Here is an 18,849-nt window from a genome sequence, read left to right as displayed (position 1 = left end):
CTTGTTTTTTTATCAAGAAATAACTGTAAATTTGTCTTTTCGTAAATTTTAAACTAAATGAGTAATTCAGCAGAAAATCAAGAAATTGTAAAAAAAGTTTTCACTTCTTTCTTAGAAGAAAATAAGCATCGTAAAACACCTGAACGTTATGCTATTTTGCAAGAAATATATGATGCTGATGAACATTTTGATATTGAATCTTTATATATCAAAATGAAAAACAAAAACTATCGTGTAAGTAGAGCAACTCTTTATAACACAATGGATTTATTATTAGACTGTGGATTGGTACGTAAGCATCAATTTGACGGGCAATCTATGGCTCGTTATGAAAAAAGTTATTTTGATAAAAACCATGACCATGTAATACTTACAGATTCTGGAGAAGTAAAAGAATTTTGCGACCCTAGAATTCAAATTATCAAAAAAACAATTGAAGATGTTTTTGATATCGATATCCACAACCATTCACTTTATTTCTACGGAACAAAAAGAAACACAAAATAACAACAACAAACACACTTAACAACACACTAAATGGCAGTAGATTTATTACTCGGACTACAATGGGGAGACGAGGGAAAAGGTAAGATTGTAGACGTTCTTACAAAAAACTACGATATTATTGCACGCTTTCAAGGAGGACCAAACGCTGGTCATACTTTAATTTTTGATGGAAACAAACACGTTTTACATACAATTCCTTCAGGAATTTTTCATGAAACAGCTTTAAATGTAGTTGGTAACGGAGTTGTAATTGACCCTGTTATCTTTAAAAAAGAACTAGAAAATTTAGACGTTCATAACATTGATTATACTTCTAAACTATTAATTTCTAGAAAAGCACATTTAATTTTACCTACGCATAGACTACTAGACGCTGCTTCTGAAACTTCAAAAGGAAAAGCTAAAATTGGTTCTACCTTAAAAGGAATTGGTCCTACTTACATGGACAAAACTGGTAGAAACGGTATGCGAGTTGGAGATTTAGAACTAGACAACTGGAAAGAAAAATATAGAGCATTAACTCAAAAGCATATTAATATGCTTAATTATTTTGATGTTCAAATTGACTATGACTTAGATGAATTAGAAGCTGAATTTGACTTAGGTATTCAAAAACTAAAAACATTACAGTTTATTGATTCTGAAGAGTTTTTAAACAAAGCTATTAAAGAAGGTAAAACTATTTTAGCAGAAGGAGCACAAGGCTCATTATTAGATATTGATTTTGGAACTTATCCTTTTGTAACTTCTTCTAACACTACTGCTGCTGGTGCTTGTACTGGTTTAGGAGTAGCTCCAAATAGAATTGGTGAAGTATTCGGAATTTTTAAAGCTTATACAACACGTGTTGGTTCTGGACCTTTCCCTACCGAATTATTCGATGAGGATGGTGCTACAATGGCCAAAGTAGGTCATGAATTTGGAGCAACAACAGGACGCCCTCGTCGTTGTGGGTGGCTAGATTTAGTAGCTTTAAAATATGCTGTTGATGTAAATGGTGTTACTCAATTAATGATGATGAAAGGAGATGTTCTTTCTGGATTTGACACTTTAAAAGTATGTACATCATACAATTATAAAGGAGAAAAAATAGAACACTTACCTTATAATATAGAACCTGAAAACGTATCTGTAAACTATACTGAGTTTAAAGGATGGGAAGATGATTTAACTAAAATGACTTCAGCAGATCAATTACCTCAAAATTTACTAGACTATGTTGCCTTTATTGAAAAAGAAACTGGAGTTCCGGTAAAAATTGTTTCTGTAGGACCTGATAGAAAACAAACAATTAATAGATAAACAAAAAGGAGTTCTTTAAAGAACTCCTTTTTTATTCATTGCTAATGATAGAAGAATATTTAAACAATATAACAAAGCAATTTAAGTCTTATAAGGAAGTTGCTGATAAAACATTAAACCAGTTAGAAGAACAAGATTTACATTGGACTTTTAATAATGAAAGTAACAGTATTGCCTCTATCATGGTTCATATGTCTGAAAACATGCTTTCTCGTTGGACCGACTTTTTTACTTCTGATGGTGAAAAAAAATCAAGAAACAGAGATCAAGAATTTGAACCTCAAAATTTATCCAAACGAGAATTGATAATTAAATGGGAAAATGGATGGAATTGTTTGTTCTCTGCATTAAGTAGTTTAGATGAAACTAATTTTAACCATCCTATTTATATAAGAAACAAAGAACATAAACTAATAGAAAGCATAACAAGACAAATAGCACACTACCCCTATCATATTGGACAGATAGCTTATATTGGTAAGATGGTTCTTAATGAAAAATGGCAAACAGCATCCATAGCAAAAGGAAAATCAGAAGAATTTTTCAAACAAGAATTTGAAAAAAATGCATAAAAAAAGGAGCTTTAAGCTCCTTTTTTATTTTTTATTGCTATCTAAAATCTCTTTTGCAAACTTATTACACAACAACAAAGTTTCTTTCACATCATCCATTGTTGTTTTAGGATTTATTAAACACATTCGTAATACAACTTGTTTATTCAAAATAGTAGTTACCAAAAGAGCTTCCTTAGAATCCATTACCCTTCTAGATATTTCTTGATTCAACGCGTCAATTTCTGGTTCTGAAAAATTTAAACCTATTGGGTTATATCTAAAATTAATTACTGCTAATGTTGCTGGTGAAATAATTTCCCAGTTACGACTCTTACGTAAAAGTTTTTCTACATCATCAGCTAATTGAATATTATAAGTTACTGCTTCTTTAAATTTATCTAGCCCATATGTTTTTATCGACATATAAAACTTTAAAGCCCTAAATCTACGTGTTAATTGAACTCCGTAATCATAAAAGTTTATTTCAGATTCATTTCCTTCAATGTCTCTTAAATATTCTGGTTTTTCACTAAAAGTATTACTCAACCAAGAAGCATCTTTTACCAACAAACATCCAATTTCATATGGTTGATAAAACCATTTATGTGGATCAACTGTCAAAGAATCTGCTCTTTCTATTCCACGTAGTGCTTTTGATCCTTTTTCAGATAAAATAGCTGCTCCTCCATAAGCTCCATCAATATGGAACCATAAATTTTCTTCTTCGCAAATATCTGCTATCTCATCTAAAGGGTCTACAGTTCCTGTATTAGTAGTTCCTGCAGAAGCAATAAAACAAAAAGGCTGTAAACCTTCTAACCTATCTTTAGCTATTGCATTTTTAAGTTTGTTAATACTAATTCTAAACTCAATATCTGTTGGTAAAATTCGTATTTGTTCTTTTTTAAACCCTAAAACACGAATTGCTTTTATATTAGATGAATGAGCTTGATCAGATAAATAAATTACTGCTTTTGAAAAATCGTCTCCACATTTAATTCTACGAGCAGTAACCAAAGCAGTTAAATTTGCCATAGAACCACCACTTGTAAAAATCCCCCCTCCTTTTTTCACAGGGAAATTAAACATTTTTAACAACCAATTCATGGTTACTATTTCAAGTTCAGCAGCAGCTGGAGAAACAATCCATCCTCCAGAAAACACATTAAACCCTGTTGCTAAACTATCGGCCATAGTACTAATAAAGTTACTTGGTCCTGGAACAAAAGAATATGATTTTGGGTGCGAAATTACATTACTGTAAGTCATCACATTATTCATCACAAAATCTAAAACTTCATTAGCATTTGTTCCTTTATCAGGTGCTTCTTGTAAAAATAGATTATCCATTTCTTCACGAGTAGCAGAAGTAACAGGTTTTTTATCATTTAAAGTATCCCAATGCTCAGCAATTAGGTCTACAATTTTATATCCATAAGATTTCATTTCTTCTAGAGATAAATCAAAATGGGCGCTCATAAGGTTCTTTTTATATTGTTTTTGCAAAATTAACCATTAAAAAAACGACACTGTTGCTTTTTACTTAATAATTTTATTCATTCATTAAGAAATATGGCACGTTCTTTTCATTATTTTTGTCCTCTAAATTTTGTTATTTTGAAAAAACTATTTCTTTTAACTCTTTTATTATTCTCTATAGGAAGTTATTCTCAAGCTAAGATTATTAAAATTCTTTCTACTGATCAATCCATTTCCGATGATGAAAAATATCCTGGGGCCAAGGTATTAATCGGAAACGTTAAAATGAAACATGAAGGAGCTACATTAGAATCTAAATTTGCTTTATTTTATCAAAAAGAAAATATCTTTAAAGCTGTTGGAGAAGTTGTTATAGAACAAGGAGATAGTATTATTCAATACAGTGATTTTGCTTTATATAATGGAAATACTAAAATGGCAAAATCATGGGGACATGTAGAAATTAATGACAAAGAGATGAAGTTAAGTACCGATACACTTTATTTCGATAGAAAAGAACAAATTTTATTTTATCCTAGCGGAGGAACTATTCGTGATAAAAAAAATACTTTAAAAAGTACAAGAGGAACTTATTTTTTACAAGACAAAAAATTTACAGCAAAAACAAAAGTAACAGTTGTTAATCCTGATAATAATTTAGAATCTGATCATTTAGATTATTATACAAATACAAATTTAGCATACTTATATGGGCCTAGTACTGTTACCAATTTAAAAGACAGCACAAAAATTTATTCTGAAAGAGGATTTTACGACACAAATACTGATATTTCCTACTTTGTAAAAAATGCTAAACTCTTTTTAAAAGAACGAACTGTAATAGCTGATAGTTTATATTATGATAAACGTAAAGGCTTTGCTTCTGCAACTAATCGAATAAAAGTTATAGATACAGTTCAAAACATGGTGGCCAAAGGAAATTATGCTGAGCTATATGAAAAAAAGGATTCTCTTTTCATTATAGATAATCCTGTAGCAATTACAGTTGTAGATAAAGATTCTATGTATGTAGCTGGTGACAAAATATTATTAACAGGAAAACCTGAAAAAAGAATTGCACGTATTTTTAATAATGTAAAAATATTTAAGTCCGATTTACAAGGTAAATGCGATTCTATTCATACAAGTCAAACAACTGGTCTAACCAGAATGTTTGTAAATCCTATTTTATGGTCTGGTAAAAATCAAATTACTGGAGATAGTATTCAAATATTAATGAATAAAAAAACTGAAAAGCTAGACTCTTTAAAAGTCTTAAAAAATGCTTTTATGGTTCAAAAAGATTCGTTATCAAAAGATGATTTCAACCAAATTAAAGGTCGTAATATCTATGGAAAATTTAAGGATAACGCTTTAAGAATAATGCTTGTTAAAGGAAATGCTGAATCTTTATATCATAATAGAAATGAAGATACTCAAAAGCTAGAAACTATTACGAAAGAAATTGCTAGTGATATAGAATTTACTCTAATAGAGAATGAAATAGAGCAAACTAAATATTTCAAAAAATCTGAAGGAAAAACCTTCCCTCCTTCTGAATTTCCTTCTAAGGAAAAAAAGTTCAAAGGATTTATTTGGCGTGCAGATGAGCAACCTAAATCTGTTGAAGACATTTTTGTGAAAGAAAAAAGATCAAGAATACCCAAACGAGATAATCCTAATGTAAAAGAAGCTAAACAAAAGTTTATTAAAGAAAGTACTAAGAAGAAAAAGAGTAAGGTTAAAAAATTTGACCTTAAAACCAACACGCAATTATAAGAGGTCTAATGAAAAATGATTTTTTAAAATATCAGGGACAAACTACACCACACCCTTTAGCAATTGAAATTTCTAAAGCAGAGGGAAGTTATATTTACGATAGTAATGGTAAAAAAATGTTAGATTTTGTTGCTGGTGTTTCTGCGAATAGCTTAGGACATAGTCATCCAAAAGTTACTCAAGCAATTAAAAATCAATTAGATTCTTATACCCATGTAATGGTATATGGAGAATTTATACAAAAACCTCAGCTAGAATTATGTAAAGCTTTGGCAAATACATTACCTGAAAACTTATCTTCTATTTATCTTGTTAACTCTGGAACTGAAGCTACTGAAGGAGCTTTAAAACTAGCCAAAAGGTTTACTGGAAAAAGCGAAATTATTTCGGCTAAAAACGCGTATCACGGAAATACTCAAGGAGCCATGAGTGTTTGTGGTGCCGAACAACAAAATAGAGCTTTTCGTCCTCTAATTCCTGGAGTTAAATTCATAGAATTTAATAATGAATTAGATTTAAATAAAATTACTAAACACACTGCTGGAGTTATCTTAGAAACTATTCAAGGTGGTGCCGGCTTTATTGAGCCTAAAAACGATTATTTAACTAAAGTTAAGCAACGCTGTGAAGAGGTTGGCGCTTTATTAATCTTAGATGAAATCCAAACTGGGGTTGGACGTACAGGAAAATTTTGGGGATTTGAAAATTACAATGTTACTCCTGATATAATTATTACAGGTAAAGGTCTTGGTGGTGGAATGCCAATAGGCGCTTTTATTTCTTCATATGATATTATGAATTGTTTAAAAGAAAACCCTAAACTAGGACATATTACTACTTTTGGTGGACATCCTGTTATTGCAAGTGCTGGATTAGCTACTGTTGAAGAAATAACTTCTACTAAACTTATCGAAGAAACCTTAAGGAAAGAAGAGTTAATTCGAAATAAGTTTAAAAATCATCCAGCTATCAAGGAAATTAGAGGAAGAGGACTAATGTTAGCTTTATTAGTTGACTCTCCTGAAAATGCATCAAAAGTTATTTTAAATTGTTTAGAAAAAGGAGTTATTCTTTTTTGGTTACTTTTTGAAGGTTCTGCAATAAGAATCACCCCTCCATTAACTATATCTGAAGAAGAAATTAATGAAGGATGTGATATTATTTTAAATGAACTGAATAAACTCTAAACTAAAAATTCAAACAAATTAGGTTTATCATTTAAATACTCCCCATAAAAATTACGCGATTTCATTCGTTTAATTAATGGAGCTAAATCTGATTTTTTTTCCAATTCAATTCCAACAACAGCAGGACCATTTTCTCTACTCGTTTTTTTAGAATATTCGAAATAGGTTATATCGTCGTTTTTACCTAAAACGTCAATTACAAATTCTTTTAAAGCACCAGCTCGTTGAGGAAACTGGATAATAAAATAATGCTTCAGTTTATTATATAACAAAGCGCGCTCTTTAATCTCCGCTGTTCTGGTAATATCGTTATTACTACCACTAATTACACATACTACATTTTTACCTTTAATTTCCTCAGCATAAAAATCTAACGCAGAAATAGTCAAAGCTCCAGCAGGTTCTACTACAATAGCTTCTTTATTATATAAATCTAAAATAGTTTGACATACTTTTCCTTCAGGAACTGTAATCATATCGTATAAATTCTCTTTACAAATATCTAAAGTTAAATTCCCTACTTGTTGTACAGCTGCACCATCTATAAACTTATCTATTTTATCTAATCGTATATTTTTATTCTCTACAATAGATGTTTTCATTGAAGGCGCTCCTTCTGGTTCTACTCCTATTATTTTGGTTGTTGGTGATAATTGTTTAAAAACACTCGACAATCCAGAAGCCAATCCACCTCCTCCTACAGGAACAAACACATAATCTATAGGAGTTTCAAACTGTTTAATAATTTCTAAACCAACTGTAGCTTGTCCTTCAATAATTTTTTCATCATCAAATGGATGCACAAAAGTTTTCCCTAGTGTATCACATACATGTTTTGCAAGTTTATAAGCATCATCAAAAGTATCTCCTGTCAATTCAATATCAACATAATCACCACCAAACATTTTAACTTGTTCTACTTTTTGTTTGGGTGTTGGAGATGGCATTACAATAGTACCATGGATTTTCAACTTTTTACAAGCATAAGCAACTCCTTGTGCATGATTTCCAGCACTTGCACAAATAATTCCATTACGACGCTCTTCTTCCGATATTGAACTAATCTTATTATAAGCCCCTCTTATTTTATACGATCGTACTTGCTGTAAATCTTCTCGTTTTAAATAAATAGAGGATTTATACTTTTCAGAATAAATAAAGTTTTTTAACAATGGAGTTACAGTAGCCACACCTTCTAATGTAGCTACCGCTTCTTCCACAGCTTTTATCGTTGGTCTGTATTTTGTTTCTACTTGCATACTTTTAATGAAAAACTACTACCTCCTTTTTTTCTTCTTGACTGATTACTTTCATTGCCGTCATTGACGCTCTTAATGTTTTTCCTACTTTTTCAATTGGATGACTCTGGATAGATTCATTAACTCTAATTAATTCTAAGTTATCTACTTCATTAGAATTTGCATATGATTTTCCTATTACTGAAGTATCAACCTTACTCATGAAATCAACTAATAATGGTTTTGCTGCATGATCAAATAAATAACATCCATACTCAGCAGTATCAGAAATAATTCGATTCATTTCATATAACTTCTTTCTTGCAACTGTATTTGCTATTAATGGTAACTCATGTAACGATTCGTAGTATGCCGATTCTTCTTTAATTCCTGAGGCAACCATAGTATCAAAAGCCAACTCTACTCCTGCTTTTACAAAAGCAACCATTAAAGTACCATGATCAAAATACTCTTGCTCACTTACTGCAACCTCAGTTGCTTCTGTCTTTTCAAAAGCAGTTTCTCCTGTTGCTGCTCTCCATGATAATAGATTTACATCATCATTTGCCCAATCTTCCATCATTGTTTTTGAAAAATGTCCTGACATAATATCATCCATATGCTTATCAAACAATGGCTTTAATATTTCTTTCAACTCTTCTGAAAGTTCAAATGCTTTCATTTTTGCAGGATTAGACAAACGGTTCATCATATTGGTAATTCCTCCGTGCTTTAAAGCTTCGGTAATAGTTTCCCAACCATATTGAATTAGTTTTGCCGCATAAGTTGGTTCAACTCCTTCTTCCAATATTCTATCGAAAGATAAAATCGATGCGGTTTGTAACACTCCACATAAAATAGTTTGCTCTCCCATTAAATCCGATTTCACTTCAGCCACAAAAGAAGACTCTAAAACCCCAGCTTTATCTCCTCCTGTTGCTACTGCATATGCTTTTGCTTGTGCCCATCCTTTATTTTCAGGATCGTTTTCTGGATGTACAGCTATTAATGTTGGGACTCCAAAACCTCTTTTATACTCTTCTCTTACTTCTGTTCCTGGACATTTTGGTGCCACCATAATTACTGTTAAATCTTCACGAATTTCCATTCCTTCTTCAACAATATTAAACCCATGAGAATATGATAACGTTGCTCCTTTTTTCATTAAAGGCATTACCGTTTTTACAACTCTTGTGTGTTGCTTATCTGGGGTTAGATTCAATACTAAATCAGCATTAGGAATTAGCTCTTCAAACGTACCTACATTAAAATTGTTTTCAGTAGCATTTTTATATGAAGCTCTCTTTTCTTCAATAGCTGCTGGTCGTAATGCATAAGAGACATCTAAACCTGAATCTCTCATATTTAATCCTTGGTTTAAACCTTGAGCCCCACAACCTATAATAACTACTTTTTTATCCTCTAATGCTTTAACTCCTTCTGAAAACTCTGATGCTTCCATAAATCTACATTTTGCAAGTTGTTCTAATTTTCCTGCTAATGATAATGTATTGAAATAATTTGTTGCCATAACTTATAGTTTTTAGCCTTACGCTTTTTATGTTGTTTTTTGTAACAGATAAAAGTTTTCATTTAAAATATCTGTTGCGTTTTGGTTTATTTTATTGTTTAATTCTTTAGAATACATAAAGTAATCTTTATGCTCTTTTATAATATACCTTGGTTGTTTTGTATAAAAACTAGTATCTATTGTTAAATAATCATCCTCCGATGTTTTTAAAATTCTATCATTAAAAAACTGTAACAATCTTGAAAACACCTTGGTTTCTTTTATTGTATGTTTAAATGAAACACTTCCTATATATTCTCCTGTGTTTTGAACCTTATCGAAAAAATCAAATATTCTTTTTGCTTGATTCATATCTAGAAAAAACAAGACTCCTTCTATTAAAATAAAAGACTTCTTATCTTTCTTTATCGTCTTTATTTTAGTGTATAAATCTTCCTCATAATTTTGACTGAAATCTGTTCCAATAAAATGAATATCTCTTTGAGGCAATTCATCTTTTGAAATCCAATTTAAAATTTGAGCTTGCTTATAATTAACAATGTCTGGTTTATCAATTTCGATATGAATTATCGATTCGTCTAACAAAAAAGGATACATACTAAAGCCTGCTCCAAAATTAATGAGCACTTCTACTTCATATAATCGTTCTTTAATCTTTTCTAAGAAAAATCTATTGCGTACACAATGAGTATGGACTTCTTCTTTGGAAACTTCTTTCAAATAATCGTCCACCCACACCTTTGTCTTTCTATTGTTCCATAGCTTAGAATATGAGTCGTTACTTAACGATTCATTCATTGCTCTAAACATAGAAGTCATAAAAGCTGTATCGTGTATTTTAATATCTTTTCTCAATTCCTGATTCTAATAATTTAGAAATTCTCATTTCATCTTTTGTTATTGCAATACGTCCTGATCGAACAAACTGCATAATTCCGTGCTTGTCTAATGCATGATATAATTCTTCTATTTCTTCTTTTGTACCTGACTTTTCAAGTACAAAAAAATCTTTGTTTATATTAATTACTCTCGATTTACTATTATTAATAATTGTTTGAATATGATCGTTTTCTATTAAAGATTCTGAGCTTAACTTAAACAAACAAGACTCTTGATAAACCGTATCTGTAACTGTATGATAATAAGCCTTGATAACCTCTACTTGCTTTTCTATTTGACCAATAATCTTCTTTATTTGCTCTTCGGTTACTTTGACTAATAATGTAAATCTTGAAACACTTTTTATTTCCGATTTAGAAATATTCATGCTTTCAATATTGATATGCCTTCTTAAAAAGATTCCTGAAATCCTATTCAATAATCCCACGTTATTTTCTGTATATACAGAAACTGTAAATGTTTGCTTATTTTCCATAATTATTCTAATCTTATATCTGAAACTGAGGCTCCTGTTGGTATCATTGGAAATACATTATCTTCTTTTTCTACACATACTTCTAAAAAATACGCTTCTTTAGATTCCATCATTTCTTGAACCGATTTAGCTAAGTCTTCTCTTTTAGTTACTCTGTTTGCTTTTATACTATATCCTTCAGCAATAGCAACAAAATCTGGGTTTGTCATTTCTGTTGATGCATATCGTTTGTCAAAAAACAATTGTTGCCATTGACGTACCATTCCTAAATATTCATTATTAAGAACCACTATTTTAACAGCTGCTTTAGTTTGTAAAATGGTACCTAATTCTTGAATTGTCATTTGGTAACCTCCATCGCCAGCAATCATAACAACTTCTCTATTCGGAACCCCCATTTTTGCTCCAATAGCTGCTGGTAAAGCAAATCCCATTGTTCCCAAACCTCCAGAAGTAATATTACTTTTAGTTTTATTGAATTTTGTATAACGACACGCAAACATCTGGTGTTGCCCTACATCTGAAACAATAACAGCATCTCCTCCCGAAGCATTATTAATTTCTTTTAAAACCTCTCCCATAGTCAATCCTTCTTTAGTTGGGAATAAGTCGTCTTTTTTCACTTTGTCAAATTCAACAGCTTCTAGCTTATTAAATTCTTCCAACCATTCTGTATGTGAGTTTTTATTTACAAATGGTAATATTTCTGCTAAACTCTCTTTTACATCTCCTAAAACTGCAACATCAACTTGAACGTTCTTGTTAATTTCAGCTGGATCTATTTCAAAATGAATAACCTTTGCCTGCTTAGCATAAGTATCTAAACTTCCTGTAACTCGATCGTCAAATCGCATACCTACAGCAATTAATAAATCGCATTCATTGGTTAATTTATTAGGTGCATAATTTCCATGCATTCCAACCATACCAACATTTAATTCGTGTTCTGTTGGCAATGCTGATAAACCTAAAATGGTCCATGCCGATGGAATTCCTGTTTTTTCAATAAAAGTTTTAAACTCTTTTTCTGCTTCTCCAAGAATAACTCCTTGCCCGAAAACAATCATAGGTTTTTTAGCTGCATTAATCAACGTAGCAGCTTCCTTAACTTCTTCTAAACTTACCTCGGGTTGTGCTTTATAACTTCGAACATTGGTACATTTTTCATATTCAAAATCGAATGTATCAAATTGAGCATTCTTAGTAATATCAATCAATACAGGACCTGGACGCCCTGATTTAGCGATATAAAATGCTTTTGCAAATATTTCTGGTATCTCTGATGCCTTTGTTATTTGATAGTTCCATTTAGTGACTGGTGTAGAAATACCTACAATATCTGTTTCTTGAAAAGCATCCGAACCTAATAAATGCTCTGCCACCTGTCCTGTAATACATACCATTGGAGTGGAGTCTATTTGAGCATCGGCTATTCCTGTTATCAAGTTAGTTGCCCCTGGGCCTGAAGTAGCCATAGCTACTCCAACTTTTCCTGTAGCTCTAGCATATCCTTGCGCAGCATGTGTTGCTCCTTGCTCATGACGTGTAAGTACATGATGTATTTTATCTTGATACTTAAACAACTCATCATATACAGGCATAATTGCCCCACCCGGATATCCATAAATCAAATCTGCTCCTTCTTCTAATAAACATCTTACTACAGCTTCTGCTCCTGAAATATGCAATTGCTGTTTTGTTTGTGTTAAAGATTGTGTTTTTGTTTTTGTGGTCATAACTTCAGGTATTAAAATTCATCGGTTACACATCCTTTAGATGCTGATGAAACTGTTTTAGCGTATTTATATAAAACACCCCTGTTTACTTTCAATTCAGGTGCTTTCCATTGTTGTTTTCTTTCTTCTAATTCTGCTTCTGAAACTTCAAGAGTAATTGAATTGTTCTCTGCATTAATCGAAATGGTATCTCCATCTTTTACCAATGCAATTACTCCTCCTTCTTGTGCTTCTGGAGTAATGTGTCCAACAACAAAACCATGTGTTCCTCCAGAGAAACGTCCATCAGTAATTAATGCAACATCTTTTCCTAACCCCGCTCCCATAATAGCTGCAGTTGGTTTTAACATTTCTGGCATACCAGGTCCGCCTTTAGGACCTTCATATCGAATAACAACAACATCTCCTTTGCTAACTTTTCCATCTCGAATTCCATCATTTGCAGCATACTCTCCTTCAAATACTTTTGCCTTTCCTGTAAAAAACAATCCTTCTTTTCCTGTAATTTTTGCTACTGAACCATCTTTTGCTAGGTTTCCATATAACATTCTAAGATGTCCCGTTGCTTTTATAGGCGCATCTAAAGGCTTAATTACATCTTGATTCTCTGTTAAATCTGGTACACTTTCCAAGTTTTCGGCTAATGTTTTTCCTGTTACGGTTAAGCAATCACCATGCAATAATCCTTTCTTCAATAAATACTTAAGCACCGCTGGTATTCCTCCTACCCGATGCACATCTTCCATTAAGTATTTTCCGCTAGGTTTTAAATCTGCAAGGAATGGGGTTTCATCTGAAATACGTTGAAAATCTTTCAGCGTAAACTCAACATTTGCGGCTTTTGCTATTGCTAAAAAGTGTAATACCGCATTGGTTGAACCTCCCATAACTGTTACCAAGCGAATCGCATTTTCCATTGATTTTTTAGTAACAATATCAGATGGTTTTATATCTTTTTCTAATAAAACACGTAAGACCTCTCCTGCCTTTACACACTCATCTTCTTTGTTTTTACTAATGGCTGGATTTGACGAATTATACGGTAAACTCATTCCTAAAGCTTCAATTGCTGAAGCCATAGTATTTGCAGTATACATTCCTCCACAAGCACCAGCTCCTGGACATGCTTTCTCTATAACATTTTGATATTCTTCGTTGTTTATCTTCCCTGCTACTTTCTCTCCCCAAGCCTCAAATGCAGAAACTACATCTAACTTTTTTCCTTCATGACATCCAGAGGCTATAGTTCCTCCGTACACCAAAACCGAAGGTCGATTTAATCGTAACATTGCCATTAAAGCACCTGGCATATTCTTATCGCAACCTACTACAGTTACTAAGCCATCATAGGACATAGCTTGTACTACGGTTTCCATAGAGTCGGCAATAACATCTCTTGATGGTAGCGAAAAACGCATTCCTGGTGTTCCCATAGAAATTCCATCAGAAACTCCAATTGTATTAAAAATTAGTCCAACTAAATCGGCATTTTGAGTTCCTTCTTTTACCAACTTAGCTAAATCATTTAAATGCATATTACACGGATTCCCTTCATATCCAGTACTTGCAATTCCAATTAGTGGCTTTTGTAAATCTGAATTTGACAAACCAATGGCATGCAACATTGCTTGTGCTGCTGGTTGTGTATCGTCTTGTGTAACTTGCTTACTGAATTTATTCAATTCCATTCTAACTCGCTTTTCTTTTTTGACGTAAGCCTAGTACTTCGTCTTTATATAATTTCATTAATTGATATCCGTGTGATTTTTCCCATGCAAGAGGAAATTCATAAGTATCTAGAGATTTTAATCCTACTACTTCAGCAGCGGTTCCTGTAAAAAAACATGCATCTGCATTTTTCAATTCTTCTAGTGTAAAGTGCTTTTCTTCAATAGAAATTCCTTCTTCTTTACACAATTCTATAACCGTAGACCTTGTAATTCCAGCCATAATATGTCCACGTGGTGGCGTATACAACTTTCCGTCTTTTTCCATAAAAATATTAGCACCTGAACACTCTGCTACATTTCCATTCATATCTAATAACAAAGCTTCATCATAACCATTTTGCTTAGCTTCATTTGTTGAAAGAATAGAATTGATATAATGTCCAGTAACCTTTGCCTCTACAAAACATGCTTTAGGATTTGGTCTTTGAAATGAAGATGTTTTAACACGTAATAACTTATCTCCCATATATTTTCCCCATTCCCAGCACTGAATAATTAAATTCGTTTCATTAGAAGTTACCAAACTCATATCGGCTCCAGTGGTGATTAACGGGCGTATATATGCATCTTTCAATCCGTTTCTTTCTAACAATTCATATGTTATTTTAGTAAGCTCTTCTTCTGTATAGTTGAACTGAATATTCATTACTTCAGCTCCATATTTTAAGCGTTTATAATGGGCTTCCGATTTAAAAATTCTTGTACCGTTTGGAGTATTATAAGCTCTTATTCCTTCAAAAACGCCATTTCCATAATGTAAACTTTGGCTATATGGATTCTCTGTAGCTTCCGATGCTTTGATAAATTTTCCGTTATAAAAAATGATACTATCCTCTTTGTAATACATTGTTTTTAGTTGTTTTGCTGTTCGAAATTATTTTATTGTCTTTTTAGTTAATTCTTATTTTTCTGTGATTTAATGATATCTACTTGACGGATTTAAAACTCATTTTATTGATTTTTAATTAGTTACATATTTAAAACTCTAATATTCAGTACAAAAAAAAGCCTGCATCTAAATTGACACAGGCTTTATTGTATAGCAATAATTATCTGTATCAACTCGGTGGTGAGCTAATAATGACAATAATTAAGACTACTACGATATTTAAGTTTCTACTCATATCTTTTGTTAACTAAAAAAGGCTTCCTAAATCTAGGAAGCCTTTTTATTTATTATATTATAATTTAAACGCATTCCCTCTATCCTTGTGAAATAATCACAATGACAATAATAGAAATGATATTTAAAATTTGTTTTTTCATTTGTTTGATGTCACAAATATTTAGAATAAATTTTTAATTATCCTAATTTATTTCAAAAAAAAGTAAAAATTATTTTATATGTTTGCGGCATGAATTCTTTAAAAAATAAAATACGTAGTACTGTTCCCAGTACATTTGTTCGCTTTCGCCGCCGCCGCTAAAAGCTAACAAACCATACCCTATATACGTAATTTTTATTTTTTATTTCTTGTACAATTTCAACTACATATCGGTTTTTCCTATAGCTATTCTTTCGAATAGTCCAGTTGTTGTACGCCCTATTTTCCGCCGTCGCCCGTCAGGGTGTTAGTCGGTTATTGAACCTAGGTGAGTCCGGTTCTTCTTTTCAAAAACAATCCATTTTACAATCATTTTAATTTAAAATCAAGAACAATGAAAATTGTTATTGCTGATAAATCGCATGCAAAGTATGCCGATATCATTTGTCGAACAATTGATGAAGCTGCTCAAGTTAGAGGTACAGGTATTGCCAAACGTAAACCTGAATACATCATTACTAAACTAGAAAACAACAACGCTGTTATTGCCTTAGATGGCGATAAGTTTGCTGGCTTTTGCTATATCGAAGCATGGAGTCACGGTAAGTTTGTAGCCAATTCTGGATTAATTGTTCATCCAGATTACAGAGGAATTGGACTTGCTAAAAAAATTAAAGCAACTGTTTTTAAACACTCTAGAACTAAGTTTCCAAACGCTAAAATCTTCTCTATTACTACGGGATTGGCTGTTATGAAACTAAATAGCGACTTAGGCTACAAACCCGTTACTTTTTCAGAATTAACCAATGATGCTTCCTTCTGGAAAGGTTGTCAGACTTGTAAAAACTACGATGTTTTACAGCGAACAAAACAACAAATGTGCTTGTGTACGGGCATGTTATACAATCCATCAACAACAAATAATAACAAGGTAAAAATCAAAGAAAAGGTGTTTCAAAGATTAAAGAGAATTAAAGAAAGCATCTATTTAAAAAAAGATAAAAAATGAAAAAATTAGTCATTGCATATAGCGGAGGATTAGATACTTCTTATTGCGCTGTTAGCTTATCTAAAGCTGGATACGAAGTACATGCGATTAGCATAAACACAGGAGGTTTTACACAAAAAGAAATCAAAACTATTGAAACCAATGCCTATAAAATGGGCGTTTCAACTTATCAAAATATTGATGCTATTTCTACCTTTTATGAAAAAGTAGTGAAGTATCTCATTTTTGGAAATGTATTAAAAAACAACACCTATCCTTTATCAGTTAGTGCAGAAAGAATAGTTCAAGCAATTGAAATTGCTAATTATGCTAAAAGCATCGGAGCAGAATATATTGCACATGGTAGTACTGGCGCAGGAAACGATCAAGTAAGATTTGATATGATTTTTCAAACCATTGCTCCAGAAATCAAAATCATAACCCCAATTAGGGAACAACAATTATCGAGACAGGAAGAAATTCAATATTTAAAAGACAATGGTATTGAACTCTCTTGGGAAAAAGCTAAATACTCAATAAACAAAGGACTTTGGGGAACCAGTGTTGGTGGCGACGAAACCTTAACATCTCATAAAGCATTACCAGAACAGGCCTATCCTTCTCAATTAGAAAAAACAGGAGAAGAAACAATAAAACTAGGTTTTAAAAAAGGAGAATTTATAAGCTTAAACTCCATTAACGATACTCCAGAAAAAAACATACAAAAACTAAACAAACTTGCGAGTTCTTATGCCATTGGTAGAGATATTCATGTAGGTGATACCATTGTAGGAATTAAAGGGCGTGTTGGTTTTGAAGCTGCGGCTGCTTTGATACTTATTAAAGCACATCACTTGTTAGAAAAGCACACCTTAACCAAATGGCAGTTACAACATAAGGAATACATGGCTAGCTTTTACGGAATGCATTTACACGAAGGACATTATTTAGATCCTGTAATGAGAAACATTGAAGCTTTTTTAAGTAGCAGTCAAGAAAAAGTAACAGGCGATGTATTCGTAACCTTAAAACCTTATCATTTTCAATTAGATGGTATTAGCTCTAAACATGATTTGATGAACCCAAAGTTTGGTAGTTATGGTGAGGAAAATAATAGCTGGACTTCAGACGAAGCCAAAGGATTTATCAAAATCTTAGGAAATCAGAATAAAATATATCAACAAGTAAATTCTTAACAACATGATACAAGTAGGAATTATAGGAGGTGCAGGTTATACCGCAGGTGAACTAATTAGATTATTACTACAACATCCAAAGGCTACATTGAACTTTGTATACAGTACATCCAATGCAGGGAATAAAATTAGTGCTGTTCATCAAGATTTAGAAGGCTCTTTAACTATGGAATTTACAGATACCATCAACCCAAAAGTAGATGTGTTGTTTTTATGCTTGGGACACGGAAATTCTAAGAAGTTTTTAGATAATCATATCTTTTCTAACAAGACTAAAATCATTGATTTAGGAAACGATTTCAGGTTAACTAAAGACAAAGCTTTTCAAGAGAGAGAATTTGTTTATGGTTTACCAGAATTACAAAAAGAAAACATTCAAAAGGCCAAAAACATTGCAAACCCAGGCTGTTTTGCCACAGCAATTCAACTCGCTTTATTGCCATTAGCTAAATCAGGATTACTTAGTAAAGATGTACATATTAATGCAGTAACAGGAGCTACAGGAGCTGGAACTTCTTTATCTCCAACTACTCATTTTACTTGGAGAGATAATAACTTTTCCTATTACAAACCTTTTACACATCAACATTTAGGAGAAATTACTGAGTCAATCAAAATCTTACAAACTAATTTTGATAATGAACTCGTATTCATGCCTAACAGAGGTGACTTTTCAAGAGGAATTTTCGCTACAGCTTACACCTATTTTGAAGGAAGTTTGGAAGATGCAAAAGCTATGTATCAGGAGTATTACAAAGAAGCTCCGTTCACTTTTGTTTCAGAGAATCAAATACACTTAAAACAAGTAGTAAATACCAATAAATGTTTGATTCACTTACACAAACACAACAACAAACTTTTGATTACAAGCATTATTGACAATCTATTAAAAGGAGCTTCAGGGCAAGCCATTCAAAACATGAATTTGCTATTTGGTTTTGAGGAATCTGAAGGATTACAACTAAAAGCAAACTTCTTTTAA

General features: G+C 32.1%; 16 protein-coding genes. 8 read left to right on the top strand and 8 right to left on the bottom strand.

The features are described from left to right. The first annotated feature begins 57 nt into the window (after positions 1-57). From ACOQN8_RS12470 to ACOQN8_RS12460, 3 genes are read left to right on the top strand one after another with little or no spacing between them, the layout of a single operon-like run. Positions 58-507 carry a Fur family transcriptional regulator gene (locus ACOQN8_RS12470; protein WP_235274041.1) on the top strand — a complete coding sequence of 150 codons (450 nt, stop codon included), beginning with the start codon at positions 58-60 and terminating at the stop codon, positions 505-507. Between the two features lie 30 nt (positions 508-537). Further along, complete coding sequence (locus ACOQN8_RS12465) at positions 538-1,809, top strand: adenylosuccinate synthase (RefSeq protein WP_420552936.1); 1,272 nt, start codon at positions 538-540, stop codon at positions 1,807-1,809. A gap of 44 nt (positions 1,810-1,853) precedes the next feature. Continuing rightward, positions 1,854-2,381: a DUF1572 family protein gene (locus tag ACOQN8_RS12460; RefSeq protein ID WP_420552935.1), complete on the top strand. Its 528-nt coding sequence runs from the start codon at positions 1,854-1,856 to the stop codon at positions 2,379-2,381. A gap of 24 nt (positions 2,382-2,405) precedes the next feature. Here ACOQN8_RS12460 and ACOQN8_RS12455 read toward each other — a convergent pair whose 3' ends face one another. Continuing rightward, positions 2,406-3,842, bottom strand: coding sequence for a pyridoxal phosphate-dependent decarboxylase family protein (locus tag ACOQN8_RS12455; RefSeq protein WP_420552934.1), 1,437 nt, complete (start codon positions 3,840-3,842; stop codon positions 2,406-2,408). Between the two features lie 138 nt (positions 3,843-3,980). On the opposite strand from ACOQN8_RS12455, the gene ACOQN8_RS12450 reads away from it, so the two are divergent. Both ACOQN8_RS12450 and ACOQN8_RS12445 read left to right on the top strand, forming a co-directional pair. Then, positions 3,981-5,621: an OstA-like protein gene (locus ACOQN8_RS12450; RefSeq protein ID WP_420552933.1), complete on the top strand. Its 1,641-nt coding sequence runs from the start codon at positions 3,981-3,983 to the stop codon at positions 5,619-5,621. Between the two features lie 8 nt (positions 5,622-5,629). Continuing rightward, complete coding sequence (locus tag ACOQN8_RS12445; RefSeq protein WP_420552932.1) at positions 5,630-6,808, top strand: aspartate aminotransferase family protein; 1,179 nt, start codon at positions 5,630-5,632, stop codon at positions 6,806-6,808. Here ACOQN8_RS12445 and ilvA read toward each other — a convergent pair. The 7 genes from ilvA to ACOQN8_RS12410 are packed head-to-tail and all read right to left on the bottom strand — an operon-like array spanning position 6,805 to position 15,265. Continuing rightward, a complete protein-coding gene (gene ilvA, locus ACOQN8_RS12440) occupies positions 6,805-8,067 on the bottom strand; it encodes a threonine ammonia-lyase (RefSeq protein WP_420552931.1) in 1,263 nt (420 codons plus the stop codon). The two genes, ACOQN8_RS12445 and ilvA, sit on opposite strands and share 4 nt — an antisense overlap. Positions 8,068-8,071: 4 nt before the next feature. After that, positions 8,072-9,577: a ketol-acid reductoisomerase gene (ilvC, locus tag ACOQN8_RS12435; protein ID WP_420552930.1), complete on the bottom strand. Its 1,506-nt coding sequence runs from the start codon at positions 9,575-9,577 to the stop codon at positions 8,072-8,074. 27 nt (positions 9,578-9,604) lie between these two features. Continuing rightward, a complete protein-coding gene (locus tag ACOQN8_RS12430) occupies positions 9,605-10,432 on the bottom strand; it encodes a class I SAM-dependent methyltransferase (RefSeq protein WP_420552929.1) in 828 nt (275 codons plus the stop codon). Further along, entirely contained in the window at positions 10,416-10,952 is a 537-nt protein-coding gene (gene ilvN, locus ACOQN8_RS12425) for an acetolactate synthase small subunit (RefSeq protein WP_175578670.1), read from the bottom strand. Before ilvN ends, ACOQN8_RS12430 begins: the two co-directional genes overlap by 17 nt. Before the next feature lie 2 nt (positions 10,953-10,954). Continuing rightward, positions 10,955-12,688: a biosynthetic-type acetolactate synthase large subunit gene (ilvB, locus tag ACOQN8_RS12420; protein ID WP_420552928.1), complete on the bottom strand. Its 1,734-nt coding sequence runs from the start codon at positions 12,686-12,688 to the stop codon at positions 10,955-10,957. A gap of 11 nt (positions 12,689-12,699) precedes the next feature. Further along, positions 12,700-14,376, bottom strand: coding sequence for a dihydroxy-acid dehydratase (ilvD, locus tag ACOQN8_RS12415; protein WP_420552927.1), 1,677 nt, complete (start codon positions 14,374-14,376; stop codon positions 12,700-12,702). A 1-nt stretch (position 14,377) separates the two neighbouring features. Further along, positions 14,378-15,265, bottom strand: coding sequence for a branched-chain amino acid transaminase (locus ACOQN8_RS12410; RefSeq protein WP_420552926.1), 888 nt, complete (start codon positions 15,263-15,265; stop codon positions 14,378-14,380). A gap of 812 nt (positions 15,266-16,077) precedes the next feature. Between ACOQN8_RS12410 and ACOQN8_RS12405 the strand changes: the two genes are divergently transcribed. Genes ACOQN8_RS12405 through argC form a run of 3 tightly spaced genes read left to right on the top strand, consistent with a single transcriptional unit; the run spans position 16,078 to position 18,849 of the window. Then, positions 16,078-16,692: a GNAT family N-acetyltransferase gene (locus ACOQN8_RS12405; RefSeq protein ID WP_235274054.1), complete on the top strand. Its 615-nt coding sequence runs from the start codon at positions 16,078-16,080 to the stop codon at positions 16,690-16,692. After that, on the top strand, positions 16,689-17,867 hold the full coding sequence (locus ACOQN8_RS12400) for an argininosuccinate synthase (RefSeq protein ID WP_420552925.1): 1,179 nt from the start codon (positions 16,689-16,691) through the stop codon (positions 17,865-17,867). Before ACOQN8_RS12405 ends, ACOQN8_RS12400 begins: the two co-directional genes overlap by 4 nt. A 4-nt stretch (positions 17,868-17,871) precedes the next feature. After that, on the top strand, positions 17,872-18,849 hold the full coding sequence (argC, locus tag ACOQN8_RS12395) for an N-acetyl-gamma-glutamyl-phosphate reductase (RefSeq protein ID WP_420552924.1): 978 nt from the start codon (positions 17,872-17,874) through the stop codon (positions 18,847-18,849).

This window comes from Tenacibaculum aiptasiae (assembly GCF_965221665.1).
Classification (GTDB): Bacteria; Bacteroidota; Bacteroidia; order Flavobacteriales; family Flavobacteriaceae; genus Polaribacter; species Polaribacter aiptasiae.
The sequence above is the reverse complement of the archived record's forward strand: the minus strand, read 5'-3'. Positions and strand labels throughout refer to the sequence as shown.